The organism is Burkholderia sp. BCC1996, assembly GCF_905339955.1.
Taxonomy (GTDB): Bacteria; Pseudomonadota; Gammaproteobacteria; order Burkholderiales; family Burkholderiaceae; genus Burkholderia.
On the sequence record NZ_CAJPHM010000003.1, the window covers coordinates 46,412 to 62,063 of the forward strand.

Below are 15,652 nucleotides of genomic sequence, written 5' to 3' on the forward strand. Positions count from 1 at the left end.
CGGTTGATCGCCCCGCCGCGCGCCATCGGGAACGAACCTCGCTACGTGCGAGGTTTTTTTCGTCCGGACATTCGTTCGGCACGCGCGGCACGTCGAAGCCAATTGAGCGCGATGCCGATGCACGCATCGCAATCGCGCGCCGCCAAAGAAAAACGGCTTGCGACACACGCGTCGCAAGCCGTTTTCGTTTTACCGACCGGCGGCCCGCATCCGCGACGCGGATCGGGCCGATCTCATCGCATCATGCCGGTTGCACGGCCGCACCACCGCCCGTCGACGTCAGGCGGGCGCCGATCTGTTCCGCATAGCGCGCCGCCGCGTTGCCGCAGACGATATGGAACGTGTCCGGCGTCACCCATGCGACATCGAGCGCGCCGAGCCGATCGCGATCGACCGCCGCTGCATCGCGCACGACGACGCGCAGGCGCGTGGTCGCGATCGCGTCGAGCGATGCGACGTTGGTCGCGCCGCCGAACACCGCAAGCCAACGCAGCGGATCGGGATCGAGCGGACCGGCCGCTGCGCCCGTGACCGGCTGCGCGGCCGCGACCGGGGCCGCCGCAGCGGCACCGGCCGCACCGCTGCCGATCGCCGAACGCATCTCGTCGGCGATGATGTCCGCCTCCGGCCCGATGATCACCTGCACGCTGTTGCCGCCGCGCTTGAGCACGCCGCGCGCGCCGATCGACTTCAGTTCCGGCTCCGACACCTTCTCCGGATCGACGACGCTCAGGCGCAGGCGCGTCGTGCAGGCGTCGACGACCGTCAGGTTGCCCGCGCCGCCGAGCGCGGCGATGTAGCGCTGTGCACGCGGCGCTGCCGCGGCGGCACCGGCCGCCGGTGCGACGAAACCGCCCGACGCGAACGACTCGATTGCCGAGTCGGGCGAGGCCGGCTCGCGACCGGGCGTCGCCATGTTGAACTTGCGGATGAAGAAACGGAACAGCCCGTAGTACGCGACGCCGTACGCAATGCCGAGCGGCACCGCGATCCAGCCCTTCGTCGACAGCCCGTAGTTCAGCACGTAGTCGATCGCGCCGGCCGAGAACGTGAAGCCGAGCTTCACGCCGAGGATCTGGCAGATCGCGAGCGACAGCCCGGTGAGTACCGCGTGGATCACGTACAGCACCGGCGCGAGGAACATGAAGCTGAATTCGATCGGCTCGGTCACGCCGGTCAGGAACGACGTGAGCGCCATCGAGAACAGCAGGCCGCCGACCATCGCGCGGCGCTCCTTCGGCGCTTCGTGCAGCATCGCGAGACACGCGGCCGGCAGGCCGAACATCATGATCGGGAAGAAGCCGGCCATGAAGGTGCCCGCGGTCGGATCGCCCGCGAAGAAGCGGTGCAGGTCGCCGTGCACGAGCTCGCCGCCGGCCGGCGGCGTGAAGTTGCCGAACACGAACCACGCGAGCGAGTTGATGATGTGGTGCAGGCCCGTGACGAGCAGCAGGCGGTTCAGGAAGCCGAACACGAACGCACCGATCGCGCCCGCCGTCGTCAGCCACTGGCCGGCCGCGTCGATCAGATGCTGGACCGGCTGCCACACGTATCCGAACACGATGCCGAGTACCACGCACACGAGCCCGGTGATGATCGGCACGAACCGCTTGCCGCCGAAGAACGCGAGGTAGTCGGGCAGCTTGATGTCCTTGTAGCGGTTGTACAGCAAGCCCGCAACGACACCCGCGATGATCCCGGACAGCACGCCCATGTTCAGCTTGGGATCGATGTCCTTCATGATCGCGGTTTCGATCAGGTAGCCGATCGCGCCCGCGAGTGCCGCCACGCCGTTGTTGTCCTTCGCGAAACCGACCGCCACGCCGATCGCGAACAGGAGCGGCAGGTTGTCGAAGATCGCGCCGCCGGCGTCGGCGATCATCTTGATGTTGAACACGTCCGGCTGCCCGAGCCGCAGCAGGATGCCGGCGACCGGCAACACCGCGATCGGCAGCATCAGCGCCCGGCCCAGGCCCTGTATCTTCAGAAACGGATTCCCGTCCATTCAATCCTCCAATCCATGTCTCGTCATTAAGCGTCGTTGACCTAATTGCTTGCGTAGTGAAACGGGTCGCGCGCCCGCCGTCGACGTTCAGTCGAGCGGCCAGACCTCGCGGCTTGCTGCCCTTACCGCCTGTGCCGAGTCGAGTGCGAGCAGATCCTGCGCACGCTGGCGGCACAGCTGGTAATCGAGACGGCGCACGCGCGCCTTGATGCCCGGCACCGACACCGGGTCGACCGACAGTTCGGTCACGCCGAGGCCGACGAGAATCGGCACCGCGAGCGGATCGCCGCCCAGCGCGCCGCACACGCCGACCCACTTGCCGTGCTTCGCGGCGCCGCGCACCGCGATGTCGATCAGGCGCAGCACGGCCGGATGCAGGCCGTCGGACTGCGCGGCCAGATCGGCCTGGCAGCGGTCCATCGCGAGCGTGTACTGCGTCAGGTCGTTGGTGCCGATCGACAGGAAATCCGCGTGCTGCGCGAGCTGGTCGGCGAGCAGCGCCGCCGACGGCACCTCGATCATCACGCCGACCTCGATCGGCTCGGTGCGGCCCTGCGCCCGCGCGAATTCGTCGATGCGCTGGCGCAGCCGCACGAGTTCCCCGGCATCCGTCACCATCGGCAGCAGGATGCGCACCGCGCCGAACGGCTTCACCGCGAGCAGGCCCTGCAGCTGATCGTCGAGCAGATCGGGGCGCACCTGCGCGAGGCGGATGCCGCGCAGGCCGAGCGCCGGGTTCGGCTCGGGCGGCAGCGTCAGGTAGTCGACTTCCTTGTCGGCGCCGACGTCGAGCGTGCGGATGATCGCCGTGCGGCCCTGCAGCGCATCGACGATCGACTGGTAGCTCTGCTGGTGCTCGACGACGCTCGGCGCGGCCTGGCGATGGATGAACATCAGCTCGGTGCGCAGCAGGCCGACCGCGTCCGCGCCGTTGTCGACCGCGGTGTTCGCGTCGTCGAGCGTCGCGATGTTCGCGGCGACCTCGATCGCGCGGCCGTCGACCGTCGCGGCGGCGGCGCCGGCCAGCTGCCGGTTCGCTTCGCGCACGCCGTCCAGGCGCTGGCGCTCGTGGCGCGCGCGTTCGACGTCGAGTGCGGTCGGTGCGTGTTCGAGACGGCCCGCGCTCGCATCGACGACGACCTGCGTGCCGTCGGGAATCGCATACAGCGCGTCGCCGACCGCGACGAGCGCCGGAATGCCGAGCTGGCGCGCGATGATCGCCGCATGCGACGTCGCGCCGCCGCGCGCCATCACGAGCGCGGTCACGCGCTGGCGATCGAGCGACGACAGGTCCGACGGCGTGAATTCCTCGGCGGCGAGCACGGCCTCGGCCGGCAGCGTGCGGGTCGCGCCGCTGGTGTGGCCGAGCGCGCGCAGCACGCGCTTCTCGATGTCGCGCAGGTCAGCCGCGCGCTCGGCGAGCAGCGCATCGTCGAGCTTCGACAGCGTGTCGATCTGCGCGCGGATCGTCGCGCGCCACGCGAAGCCCGCGCTCTTGCCGAGGCTGATCTGGTCGCGCGCCGCGTCGACCAGCGTCGGGTCTTCGAGCAGCACGCGATGCACCGCGAAGATCCCCGCCTCGCCGACCGCGCCGCGCGCCGATGCGTTGCGCACCGTTTCGTCGAGTTCGGCGTCGACCGCCGTCAGCGCCTGGTCGAGCCGGCGGCTTTCCGATGCCGGCGTGCCGGTTGCCTGTTCGGGCGGCACGATGTCCGCATCGTCGAGACGCACCAGCGTGCCGACCGCGATGCCGGGCGCCGCACACACGCCAGCGAGCGTGTTCGGATCGAGTGTCGCGCCGGTGTCGTGCACGATCGGCTGCGGTGCGGGCGAACGCAGCCGCGCCGGCTTCTCCTCGACTTCGCCGTGCGCTTCGCGCAGCAGCTCGTGCTCGACCGCGTCGACGGCCTGCTGCGCGTGCGCGCCGCGACCGATCAGCTCGATCGTCGCGCCTTCGCCGGCGCCGAGGGCGAGCAGGCCCACGACGCTCGCGATCGACGCCTTGCGGCCGTCGAACTGCACGTCGACCGTCGCGTCGAAGCCGCGCACGGACTCACGTGCGCGTGCGGCCGGGCGGGCATGCAGGCCGCCCGGCTGCGTCAGCACGAGTTCGCGACGCACTTCGTTCATCGCCGCGGCGCCGGCCTGCGCCGCCTGCGCGGCCGCTTCGCCCTTGCCGCGCAGCGTCAGGAGCGGCGTCTCGCCGGCCGTCGCGAAACCGCTCGCGCGCTCGACGACGTCGAACGCGTCGGAGTTCGCGATCGCGATCACCGAAACCAGCGAATGCGCGCTGCGCGCGACCGCGTCCTGGTCGAACTCGATCAGCAGGTCACCCGCGTCGACGCGCGCGCCGGCTTCGACGTGTGCGGTGAAGCCCTGCCCGTTCAGCTCGACGGTGTCGATGCCGATGTGCAGCAGCACTTCCGCGCCTTGCGGCGTCGTGATCGTCACCGCATGCCCGGTGCGCGCGAGATGCGACACGACGCCGGCGCACGGCGCGACGAGCTGGCCCGCGAGCGGGTCGATGCCGATGCCGTCGCCGAACATCCCGCCGGAGAACACCGGATCGGGCACATCGGCCAGCGCGACGATCGGCCCGGTCAGGGGGCTGAGCAGGACGATCTGATCATGGGTGGAACTCTTCAACTGGGACTCCTCGGCGCGTCTCATCGGCTGTCTCGGCTATCAGTGCGTTTCGGTGACTTTGTTCAGGTGGCGCGGCGTGTCGGGATTGCGGCCGCGCGCGACGGCGAGCTCCGCCGCCATCACGTAGAACGAAAGAATGGCGGCGATCGGGTCGAGCGCCGAATGGGCGGACTGCGCGAGCGGCAAGGTCGCGCCGGGCGTGCCGGCCGGCGCCGCGAGCAGCACGGCCGCGCCGCGTGCGCGCATGTCCTGCGCGAGCTGCAGCAGCCCGGCCTGCTCGGGCCCCGGCGGCGCGAACACGAGCAGCGGATAGTCGCGGTCGATCAGCTCCATCGGGCCGTGCCGGACTTCGGCGCTCGAGAATGCCTCGGCCTGGATGCCGGAGGTTTCCTTCAGCTTCAGCGCGGCTTCCTGCGCGATCGCAAGCCCGAGGCCGCGGCCGATCACGATCATCCGCTCGATGCCCGCGAGCGCGGCGACGGCCGGCGACCAGTCGAGCCGGCCGGCCTGCGCGAGCACGTCGGGCAGGCCGCGCAACGCCGTCATCAGCGCGGCGTCGCGCTGCCAGTACGCGACGATCTGCGCGGACAGCGACAGCATCGCGATGTAGCTCTTGGTCGCGGCGACCGACAGCTCGGGGCCGGCCAAGAGCGGCAGCTGGTGCTCGCACGCGTCGGCGAGCGGCGACGGCAGCACGTTGACGGCGGCGACGGTGCGCGCGCCGGCTTCGCGCAGCGCGGCCATCGTGTTGACGAGATCGGGGCTCTTGCCCGACTGGGAGAATGCGAGCGCGAGCTGGTCCTGCACCTTCAGCGGCGCCTGCTGCAGCGTCGCGACCGACATCGGCAGCGACGCGACCGGCACGCCGAGGCGGCTCATCGTCAGGCTCGCGAAATAACTCGCGGCGTGATCCGAGCTGCCGCGCGCGACCGTCAGCGCGACGGCCGGCGGGTGATCGAGCAGTTGCGCGGCGAGCGTTTCGACGCGCGTGGTGTCGGCGAGTTGCGCGGCGACGACCTGGGCGGACTCGCGCGCTTCCTTAAGCATATTCGACAATCGATTCTCCTTCGACGTAGGTCGCGGTGAGGTTCAGGTCGCGATCGAACACGACGAGGTCGGCCCATGCGCCGCGCTCGAGGCGGCCGCGATCGGTGACGCCGAGGTAGTCGGCCGCATAGCGCGACATCCGGTTCGACACATCGGCGATCGGCAGGCCGAGCGACACGAGGTTGCGCAGCGCCTGGTCCATCGTCAGCGTGGAGCCGGCGAGCGTGCCGTCGGCGAGCCGCACGCCGCCGAGGCACTTGGTTACGTGCTGGCTGCCGAGCCGGTATTCGCCGTCGGGCATGCCGGTGGCGGACGTGCTGTCGGTCACGACGTACAGGCGCGGAATCGCGCGCAGCGCGGCACGAATCGCGCCCGGATGCACGTGCAGCAGGTCGGGGATGATTTCCGCGTACTCGGCATGCGCGAGCGCGGCGCCGACGAGGCCCGGGTTGCGGTGATGCAGCGGCGACATCGCGTTGAACAGGTGCGTGAAACCACACGCGCCGTGCTTGAGCGCGGCGACGGCGTCGTCGTAGGTCGCGAGCGAGTGGCCGAGCTGCACGCGCACGCCGCGCGCGGCCATCTCGCCGATGATCTCGATGTGGCCGGCGATTTCCGGCGCGAGCGTGACGACGCGGATCGGCGCGATCGACAGGTACTTCAGCACTTCGTCGAGCACGGCCGACACGGCCGCGTCCGGCTGCGCGCCGAGCTTGCCGGGGTTGATGTACGGCCCTTCGAGGTGCACGCCGAGTACGCGCGCGCCACCCTGCGTGCGAGTGCGGGCGACGGTGCCGAGGTTCGCGACGACCTGCATCAGTTCGTCGCGCGGCGCGGTCATCGTCGTCGCGAGCAGGCTCGTCGTGCCGAACTGCGCGTGCGTGCGCGCGATCGTCTCGATCGCGTCGCCGCCTTCCATCACGTCGGCGCCGCCGCCGCCGTGCACGTGCAGGTCGATGAAGCCGGGCAGGATGTACGGCGCGTCGTTCTTCGCGGGATCGGCGGGCGTGCCGTCGAGCGTGGTGATGCGGCCGTTCTCGCTGTCGAGCGAGCCGTGAATCCAGCCGTCGGGGGTGAGGATGTTTCCAGTCAGCATGACGTTTCTCTTGATGATCTGGTGACGCGGACATCCGCGTCGCGATTTGCAAATGCGTTGTGCTTCGTTGCACGTGGCGCGCGGGCAGTCTCGCGCGTCAGCGTTTCAGTTCGGCGACGAAGTCGTAATAGTCGTCGCGGCAATACGTTTCGGTCACTTCGATCGCGCGCTGGTCGACGCCGTAGCCGATGCGCGTGATCACGAGCAGGGCCGAGCCCGGCTTCACCGCCATCCACTTCGCGATGTCGTGCGTCGCGTTCGACGCGCGAAAGTGCTGCAGCGCGCGCACGACGGTCATCCCGCGGGCGTCGAGGTATTCGTACAGCGACGCGCCGAGCGCCTGCGGATCCGGCACCGCCGCGGCCGGCAGCGTCGAATGCTCGACGGCCATCACGATGCCGTCCGCGCGGCGCAACCGCTCCAGCCGCGCGACCGTCGCGCCCGGCGCGAGGCCGAGACGCGTGATCTCGTCGCGGCGCGCGGCGCGCAGCGTGCGCGACAGCCACACCGAATCGGGCACGAAACCGCGCTGCTGCATCTTCGCGGTGAAGCCGACGAGACACGACAGCGGATCGGCGACGCGCGGCGTGATGAAGCTGCCCGCCCCGCGCGCCCGCTTGATCAGCCCCTGCTCCACCAGCAGCGCGAGCGCACGGCGGGCCGTGATCCGCGACACGCCGACCGACCCCGATAGCAGCCGCTCCGACGGCAGCGCCTCGCCGGCGCGCCACGCGCCGGCGTGAATCGCGCGCGCCAGGTTGCGGGCGAGCTGCAGATACAGCGGCGTGTCGTCGAGGGGATCGGGCGCCAGTTCGGACCAGCCGGTTTCCATGTGCCTCCGGGTGTCGGACGACGATCTCGGACCGTCGAAAGTGAACGCATTATATAACCACAATAATACCAGTCAACGAACTGGTATTAGAGAGGTGAAAATCGCCGGAAGCCTTGCCAGGCAAGCGGTTTAGTAGCGGGAAAGCCTTTGTTTACAACATGATGCAGGATAGGGATTTACCCGGATTGGTATGCAAGGGGACAGTTCCGGTGCCGGATTTGACGGGTTTGGGGCGCTGAAAACGATACCTGAATAGAACCAGTTCGGCCGACTGGTATGCATCCGGCGGCGTGCCGGCGCGCCGCGTCAGTGGAACTCGCGGCTCGACGTGCGCAGGCCGCCGAGCAGCGGCGTCAGGTCCTCGAAATGCTGCGCGACGAGGTGCCGCACGTCGCTGACGACCTGCCACACGCCCGACGCCGCGAGCAGCCGCGAATCGAGCGTTTCGCGGCGCTGCCGCGCGAGCAGTTCGGGCCGCACGATCACGTTCACGCAGCCCGTCTCGTCCTCGAGCGTCATGAACATCACGCCCTTCGCGGTGCCCGGCATCTGCCGCGCGATCACGAGCCCGCACGCGCGCGCGAGCCGGCCGTCGGGACGGTCGCGCAACTCGGCCGCGGACGACAGCCGCTGCGCGCGCAACGTGGGCCGCAGCAGCGCGACCGGGTGGCGGTTCAGCGTGAGGCCGGTGGTGTGATAGTCGGCGAGGATGTCGTCGGCTTCCGACGGCGCGCCGAGCACGGGCTGCTCCGTTTCGTCGATCGGCGCGGCGGCGAGCAGGTCGCGTTCGGGGGCCGCGGCGACGGCTTGCCATAATGCATCGCGGCGATGGCCGGCGAGCGTCGCGAGCGCGTTCGCGGCGGCGAGCGCTTCGAGATCGCGCCGTTCGAGCTGCGCGCGGCGCGCGAGCGCGTCGACGTTCTCGAACGGGCCGGCCGCGCGCGCGGCCTCGATGCGCCGCGCGGCGGCCTCGCCGAGACCGCGCACCAGCGACAGGCCGAGCCGCACCGCGGGCTGGCCGTGCGGCGGCGGCTGGCCGGGCAGCGCTTCGAGCGACGCTTCCCAGCCGCTGCGCGTGACGTCGGCCGGAAACACCTTCACGCCGTGACGCTTCGCGTCCTGCACGAGCTGCGCGGGCACGTAGAACCCCATCGGCTGGCTGTTCAGCAGCGACGCGACGAAGATCGCGGGTTCGTGGCATTTGAGCCAGCTGCTCGCGTACGCGAGTTTCGCGAAGCTGGCCGCGTGGCTCTCGGGGAAGCCGTATTCGCCGAAGCCCTTGATCTGCTCGAAGATCTGCTCGGCGAATTCGCGCGTGTAGCCGCGTTCGAGCATGCCGTCGACGATCTTGTCGTGATACGGGCCGAGATCGCCCCTGCGCTTCCACGCCGCCATCGCGCGACGCAACTGGTCGGCCTCGCCTGGCGTGAATCCGGCCGCGACCATCGCGATCTGCATCACCTGCTCCTGGAAGATCGGCACGCCGAGCGTGCGAACGAGCACTTCCTTGAGCGCCTCGCTCGGATACGTGACTTCCCCCTCCTCTTCGCCGGCCACGATCCTGCGCCGCTTCAGATACGGATGCACGGCGCCGCCCTGGATCGGCCCGGGCCGCACGATCGACACCTGGACGACGAGGTCGTAGTAGTTGCGCGGCTTCAGCCGCGGCAGCATCGACATCTGCGCACGCGATTCGATCTGGAACACGCCGACCGTATCGGCGCGGCAGATCATGTCGTAGGTTGCTTCGTCATCCTGCGGAATATGCTTCAGCGTGAATGGCTCGCCGTCCTGCTCTGGCCCGCGCCATGCGGTGCGCATGTCGAACGCGCGATGCAGCGCCGACAGCATGCCGAGCGCGAGCACGTCGACCTTCATCAGCTTGAGCGATTCGAGATCATCCTTGTCCCACTGAATGACGCGCCGCCCGTCCATCGCCGCGTTTTCTACCGGCACGAGCCGCGTGAGCTTGCCGCGACTGATCACGAAGCCGCCCGAATGCTGCGACAGGTGGCGCGGAAAGTTGAGCAAGCGCCCCGCGAGTTCGGCCCATGCGCGAATGATCGGCGTGGCCGGATCGAGCCCGGTCGACGCGAATTGCTGCAGCAGGTCGCGGCTGCCGTCGAACCAGCGATGCCCCTTCGCAACGCGATCGACCAGCATCGGATCGACGCCGAGCGCCTTGCCGATTTCCCGCAGCACGCCGCGCGGGCGATACGTCGAAACGGCCGCCGCGAGCGCGGCGCGATGCTTGCCGTATTTTTCGTAGATATGCTGAATGACTTCCTCCCGGCGCTGATGCTCGAAGTCGACGTCGATATCGGGCGGCTCGCCACGTTTCTCGCTGATGAAGCGCTCGAACAGCATCGTGCTCTGGTCGGGATCGACTTCGGTGATGCCGAGGCAATAGCAGACGACCGAGTTCGCCGCAGAGCCGCGTCCCTGGCACAGGATGTTCTGGCTACGTGCGAACTTGACGATGTCGTACACCGTCAGGAAGAACGGTTCGTAGCTCAGCTTCGCGATCAGCGTCAACTCGTAGCCGATCCGCTCCATGACATGAGCCGGCGGCTCCCCGGCATAGCGACGGCGCGCGCCCGCCAGGGTTTCCTGTTCCAGATAGCTCGTCGGCGTATGACCTTCAGGCACGATCTCGTCCGGATACTCGTAGCGCAGCGAGTCGAGTTCGAAATCGCATGCATCGAGAATCGCGCAGGTCTCCGCGATCTCGTCCGGCGCAAACAGCTTCGCAATCCGCCCGCGCGCACGCAGATGCTGCTCCGCATTCGGCGCGAGCGCATAGCCGCATTCCGACACCGGCATCCCGACGCGAATCGCCGTCATCACGTCCTGCAGCGGCTTGCATGAACGCCGATGCATCGTCACGTCGCCGAGCGCGACGACAGGTACGCCGCGCCGCTCGCCTGCGTCCCGAATCTCGTCGCGCTGCGGGCCGTCCAGCGCGCGCTGCAACTGCACGAGCCCGAGCCGCGCACGCTCGCCGAAGGTCGCGCGAAACCATGCGACCTGCGCATCGAGTACCTCCGCACGCACCGGATACGCGGGCACGAGAATCGCGAAACAGTCGGGCATGCCGCGCAGATGAGCGAAAACCTCGGGCGGCCTCGACAACATTCTCGACGTCAGCCGGTAGGTTCCCTTCGGCGCCTCCATCCGCCGCCATGAAATCAGCTCGGACAGGTTGCCGTAGCCCTCGCGGTTCTGCGCCAGCAACACGAGTCCGAACGCCCCGGGGCCCGGATCGTGACCCGGGGCGACTTCATCCGGCGTGACGTCGAAATACGAACCGATGACGAGCGGCAGCCCTTGCGCTTTTGCCGCGACATACATGCGCGGCGCGCCGGCGAGCGAGCATTCGTCGGTAATCGCGATCCCTCGATAGCCGAGTTCCACCGCGCGCTCGACCAGTTCCTCCGCATGCGACGCGCCATGCAGGAACGAGAAGTTCGAGCGGCAGAACAACTCCGCGTAATCGGGCAGCAAACCGAATTCCGCAACCATCGCCGCTCACCCGAACAGGCCGTGCAGGAACCAGTGCGGTTCGGCCTCGCTCCCCGTCCGCTCCCTGAACACCCAATAGCACGCGCCCTCTTCGTCCTGCGCGACGCAATAATCGCGCGCCACGTGCTGACCGTCGAACCACCCTGCCTCGATCCGTTCGGGCGACGACATCATTCTCAGCGGCGTATGAAATACCGGCCGCTCCCCGCGCATCAGCAACGGCAGCGGCTCGGCCAGCAGCCACGCGGGACGCGGCGGCGCAGCCGGCAGTCCGTCAGCCGGCTTGCCCGCCGGCGCATCGAACGGCAGCCAGCGGTTCGCGGCTTCGGGCCGATAGTCGGCCACCGGCGCCGCGCGCAGCACGTTATCCGCACCGAGCCGCGCGACCAGCAGTTCGAACAGCCGCGCGCGCGTCTCGCGCGTGCCGCCCGGCTCGGGGAAGAGATCGTCGGCCGGTGGTGCGACCGATTCGACGCGCGTGGCCTTCAGCCGCACCGCGATCACCGCGGCCGGCAATTCGACGCGCGCGAGCCGCTCGCCGAGCAGCCGCATGAAGTGCGTCTCGTCGCGCACGGGCGCGGCGAACGCGAGTTCGAGCGGCGTCGGCGGCACGGCCTGGCGGCCGCGCTCGTGTTCGAGCTCGAACGTCATCGCGGCCAGCGACAGCTGCCGCGCGGCCAGCCATCCGCAGAGCTGCACGACGAGCCGCCGCGCGGCGAACAGCACGGCTTCCGCGTATTCGACGCGCTCCGGCAATTCGAGCCGCACGTCGAACACGGGCGGCACCGCCATCCACGCGAGCGGCTCGACCGCATCGCCGTACGCACGATCGAGCGCGGCCAGCAGCGCGGGACCGCAGCGCCGCTGCAGCCCCGCGCGCGGCAGGCGGCGCAGATCGGCGAGCGTGCGGCAGCCGAGGCCGTCGAACCAGCCCGCATACGGGCGCGCGTCGGGCAGCAACACGCACGGCAAGCGATCGAGCGTACGAACGAGCGAAGCCGGCCCGGCCACGCGGCGCCGGATACGCGCACGCGCCGACATGCGCGCGAGCAGCCACGCGCCGCGCCCGGTCGGCGCGGCGGACAGGCGCGCCGCATAGCCGAGCGCCGCGAGCGTCGCGCGCACCCGGCGGCACAGCGACGGCAGGCCGCCGAACAGGCGCAGACTCGGGCCGACGTCGACGATCAGCGTCGCTTCGTCGTCGAGCGCGACGCACGGCGAGAAGCGCAGCAACGCGAGCGCGACCGCGCGCAGCGCATCGGCCTCGCGGGCGGGATCGCGTTCGACGAGCCGCGTGTCGGGCGAAAGCGTCAGCACGCCGCCGCGCTTCATGCCCGCGCGCACGCCCTGCCGGCGCGCCGGCGCGTCGGCAATCAGCACGACACCCTGCTCGAGCACCGCGCAGCCTGCGTCGTCTGCGTCGCCTGCGCCGTCCGCCGCGCCGTCAGACGGCGGCGGGGCGCACACGTCGAGCGGCAGGCGCGGCAGATGGATGCCGAGCAAGACGCGCATAGCGGCTCTCCACGATGGGCGACGGCAAATCGAGCGCGAGCGGCTCGCCGCGCGCGGGCCCGCGACGCTTGACGATGTCGAGCGACACGCCGCCCGGCACCGGATGCAGCGCGACGCGCAGCACGGCCGGCGACGGCTGTTTGGCCGCCGACAGCGGGCGCAGCATCACGAACAGCGTGTCGCCGGTGCGCGCGGCCGCGAGATGCAGGCGGCGCAGCGCATCGGGCCGCGCGTCCTGCCAGAGCAGCAGCGCACCGCAGCAGCCGGTCCTGAGCGCCTGCTCGGCGGCCCACAACGCATCGGTGCGGCTGCCCGCGCGCAGCCACAGCAGCGCGTCGGCCGGCACGCCGAGCGCGGCCAGCGCGGTCGCATGCGGCGACTGCGGCGGCGCGACGAGCGCGAGCGGCCGCCGCGCGCTGACGGTGCGCGCGAGCGCCGGCGCGAGCAGCCGCATCTCGCCGCAGCCCGGCTGCGCGGCCAGCAGTTCGACGAGCCCGCCGACCGGCCAGCCGCCGCCCGGCAGCTCGGCGGACAGCGGCGCGAAACCCGTGTCGATCGTGCGCGAATCGCCGCGCGCGAGCTGCGAGCCGCGCCAGAGGGACGGATGGAGGGATTCGGGAGAAATGGAGGATGCGAGCATGACGCCACCCACAACTGTATGGATATACAGTATATGGCAATGCGTTCATGTCGCACAGTACTAGTACGAAACGGGGGTTTTGTCAGAGGGAAGCATGGAGGCGGCCAGGACGTTCATCATGATCCGGCGCGCCCGCCGCACAAACGCGCACGGCGTGAGCTTGATGCGGGCCTCGGGCACGCGATCGCCGACCGGATGCGGCAGCCTGCGGCGCAAACCGTCCGCTCGAATCCGCCGCCTGCTGCATCCCTTTCACTTCGAAACATCGGGCTGCCGGCCTGTCGCCCGCGCTTGCGGGTTCAATGGGCCAGGCCTGAATCGCGATCCCAGGCTATAGCGATGGGCCGGATGAAAAAAGCGTGCGAACGTGACGGGAACGCCAGCAGTCCAGGTTCGGCGCGTAAGAATGAGACACGGTTCGTTGACCTCGATCTCCAGCAGAAGCGCCTGCGCCTCCGACGGATGTGCCGCATCGACAACGTGCTCGATCTCGAGTTCGTGATGGGAAATATTGTTGAACAGATATTCCGACGGCGGCTCGACCGTAAAGTCCTGCGCGAGAAACGCCGGCGCGGCAGCCGGGTTCACATAGCGATCTTCGAGCTGAAGCGGTCGGCCATTGTCCAGGTGCACGCATATCAAGCGAAAGATCGGCGCGTTGGGCTCGATACCAAACGCGCCGGCGATTTCGGGAGGTGCGAATTCCGGCCGCTGCATCACGACGCGACAGGAATAGTCGTGCCCGCACGCCCGAATTTCGTCACGGATGTGCGTAATCACCAGCAGGTTCAATTTCGGCTTGCTCACCGCGACAAACGTGCCGATGCCCGCCACGCGCTCGAGCACGCCCTCTTCGGTCAGTTCCCGCAACGCCCGGTTGACCGTCATGCGTGCGACTCCATACGTCGTCGCCAAGTCGACCTCGGATGGAATGCGATCACCTGTATTCCATTCGCCTGCCCTCACCTTATCCCGGACAATCGTCTTGATCTGCTGAAACGGCACGCCTGCTTTAAGCATTGTGTTGTGAAATCCCGTCTGGATGGTCAACGTAACCGGTTGTCGCAGTGCCGACCCGCCGGCGGCGGCGTACGGCGTCGGCATTCAATCGCTTCGCTCGCCGAACAGCGCGTCGAGGAAGATGCGATTCTCCTCGTCCGTTCCGATCGTCACGCGAATGAAATCGTCGAGCCGGTACGCGCCAAGCGGCCGGACCACAACGCCCTTCTCAAGCAACCGCTGCGTCGCGGATTTCGCATCGGGAAGACGAATCGCGATGAAGTTTGCGTGCGTCTGAATGTATTCGAGTTCGCGCGCCTCGAGCGCGCCGGCAATCTGTGCGATCCCGGCGCGATTGCTCTCCTGCGTGCGACGCAGAAATTCGCGGTCCGCGAGGGCCGCCGAAGCGGCGCGCTGTGCCAATGCATTCACGCTGAATGTCGGCCGGATACGCGCGACCATATCGGCCATGTCCGCGCTCATCACACCATAGCCAATACGCAGCGATGCGAGTCCATAAGCTTTCGAGAACGTACGAGCGACGACCAGGTACGGATAACGCGCGACGAGCGACGTCGCATCGACCCGCAAGGACGGCGCCACGTAATCGATATACGCTTCGTCGAGTACGACGAGACGATCCTTGCCGGCCGTCGCGACGATTCGCTCGACGTCAGACGGCGTCATCAAGGTTCCCGTCGGGTTGTTCGGATTGCAGAGATAGACGAGGCGAATCAGCCTCTCCCTGTCGGCCTCGAGTTCCGCACACATTGCATCGACATCGTGCGCATAGTGCCGCGCGTCGACCGCCCATGCCTCGGCGCCACGCATCCGGATACTGATCGGATACGCCTGGAACGCATACTGCGAATACAGCCCCACGCGCCCCTCACGCAGTACGAGCGCCGCGCACAGATCGATCAGCTCATGCGAACCGTTCGTCACCGCGATCTGGTCCGGCGACACGCCGTGATAGCGGCCGAGTTCCGCCCTCAAGTCCGGCGCGTCGCTTTCCGGATAGCGCGCCAGACTTGCTTCGTCCCGCGACGCCAGGTCCGTCAATACAGCCGCGACGCGCGGGCTGCACCCCAGCGGATTTTCGTTCGACGCAAGCTTGATGATCCGCGACAGGCCATATTCGCGGGCAACCGATTGCGCCGAGCGTCCCGCGACGTATATCGGCAAGCTCCGGATATACGGTGGCACGCCGTCCACGTTCGTTTGAATATGAGTGTTGCCCATCGATTCTCCTGTCGTTGCACGGGCTTACGGTTCACGACGATACGCATCGCATCCACCGAAAACGCGCCCCCTTGTGGGCGCCAGTCGCCCAATGACCGGTCCGGCGATACC

The 15,652-nt window shown here is 68.8% G+C and carries 10 protein-coding genes; all 10 read right to left on the minus strand.

Annotated elements, in window-relative coordinates; genetic code table 11:
• Positions 1-241: 241 nt before the first annotated feature.
• Positions 242-2,005, minus strand: coding sequence for an N-acetylglucosamine-specific PTS transporter subunit IIBC (nagE, locus tag U4Z64_RS04435; RefSeq protein ID WP_321819339.1), 1,764 nt, complete (start codon positions 2,003-2,005; stop codon positions 242-244).
• A gap of 87 nt (positions 2,006-2,092) precedes the next feature.
• Positions 2,093-4,675, minus strand: coding sequence for a phosphoenolpyruvate--protein phosphotransferase (gene ptsP, locus U4Z64_RS04440; RefSeq protein ID WP_321819340.1), 2,583 nt, complete (start codon positions 4,673-4,675; stop codon positions 2,093-2,095).
• Between the two features lie 15 nt (positions 4,676-4,690).
• Entirely contained in the window at positions 4,691-5,698 is a 1,008-nt protein-coding gene (locus U4Z64_RS04445; RefSeq protein WP_321800779.1) for an SIS domain-containing protein, read from the minus strand.
• Positions 5,691-6,794, minus strand: coding sequence for an N-acetylglucosamine-6-phosphate deacetylase (gene nagA, locus U4Z64_RS04450; protein ID WP_044849197.1), 1,104 nt, complete (start codon positions 6,792-6,794; stop codon positions 5,691-5,693). The genes U4Z64_RS04445 and nagA overlap by 8 nt, the downstream gene beginning before the upstream one ends.
• Before the next feature lie 97 nt (positions 6,795-6,891).
• Positions 6,892-7,626: a GntR family transcriptional regulator gene (locus U4Z64_RS04455; protein ID WP_321819341.1), complete on the minus strand. Its 735-nt coding sequence runs from the start codon at positions 7,624-7,626 to the stop codon at positions 6,892-6,894.
• A gap of 306 nt (positions 7,627-7,932) precedes the next feature.
• The gene (locus U4Z64_RS04460; RefSeq protein WP_321819342.1) at positions 7,933-11,148 is read right to left on the minus strand and encodes an error-prone DNA polymerase; all 3,216 of its coding nucleotides are present in this window, start codon (positions 11,146-11,148) and stop codon (positions 7,933-7,935) included.
• A gap of 6 nt (positions 11,149-11,154) precedes the next feature.
• Complete coding sequence (locus tag U4Z64_RS04465; RefSeq protein WP_321819343.1) at positions 11,155-12,660, minus strand: DNA polymerase Y family protein; 1,506 nt, start codon at positions 12,658-12,660, stop codon at positions 11,155-11,157.
• Complete coding sequence (gene imuA, locus U4Z64_RS04470; RefSeq protein ID WP_124571326.1) at positions 12,593-13,300, minus strand: translesion DNA synthesis-associated protein ImuA; 708 nt, start codon at positions 13,298-13,300, stop codon at positions 12,593-12,595. Before imuA ends, U4Z64_RS04465 begins: the two co-directional genes overlap by 68 nt.
• Before the next feature lie 252 nt (positions 13,301-13,552).
• Positions 13,553-14,320: a histidine utilization repressor gene (gene hutC / locus U4Z64_RS04475; protein ID WP_321811429.1), complete on the minus strand. Its 768-nt coding sequence runs from the start codon at positions 14,318-14,320 to the stop codon at positions 13,553-13,555.
• 84 nt (positions 14,321-14,404) lie between these two features.
• Complete coding sequence (hisC, locus tag U4Z64_RS04480; protein ID WP_321819344.1) at positions 14,405-15,541, minus strand: histidinol-phosphate transaminase; 1,137 nt, start codon at positions 15,539-15,541, stop codon at positions 14,405-14,407.
• Between the last annotated feature and the right edge of the window lie 111 nt (positions 15,542-15,652).

Excerpts from the sequence above, each read along its gene's own strand:
- nagE (WP_321819339.1), bottom strand. The coding sequence starts at position 2,005 with ATGGACGGGAATCCGTTTCTGAAGATACAGGGCCTGGGCCGGGCGCTG.
- ptsP (WP_321819340.1), bottom strand. The coding sequence starts at position 4,675 with ATGAGACGCGCCGAGGAGTCCCAGTTGAAGAGTTCCACCCATGATCAG.
- U4Z64_RS04445 (WP_321800779.1), bottom strand. The coding sequence starts at position 5,698 with ATGCTTAAGGAAGCGCGCGAGTCCGCCCAGGTCGTCGCCGCGCAACTC.
- nagA (WP_044849197.1), bottom strand. The coding sequence starts at position 6,794 with ATGCTGACTGGAAACATCCTCACCCCCGACGGCTGGATTCACGGCTCG.
- U4Z64_RS04455 (WP_321819341.1), bottom strand. The coding sequence starts at position 7,626 with ATGGAAACCGGCTGGTCCGAACTGGCGCCCGATCCCCTCGACGACACG.
- U4Z64_RS04460 (WP_321819342.1), bottom strand. The coding sequence starts at position 11,148 with ATGGTTGCGGAATTCGGTTTGCTGCCCGATTACGCGGAGTTGTTCTGC.
- U4Z64_RS04465 (WP_321819343.1), bottom strand. The coding sequence starts at position 12,660 with ATGCGCGTCTTGCTCGGCATCCATCTGCCGCGCCTGCCGCTCGACGTG.
- imuA (WP_124571326.1), bottom strand. The coding sequence starts at position 13,300 with ATGCTCGCATCCTCCATTTCTCCCGAATCCCTCCATCCGTCCCTCTGG.
- hutC (WP_321811429.1), bottom strand. The coding sequence starts at position 14,320 with ATGCTTAAAGCAGGCGTGCCGTTTCAGCAGATCAAGACGATTGTCCGG.
- hisC (WP_321819344.1), bottom strand. The coding sequence starts at position 15,541 with ATGGGCAACACTCATATTCAAACGAACGTGGACGGCGTGCCACCGTAT.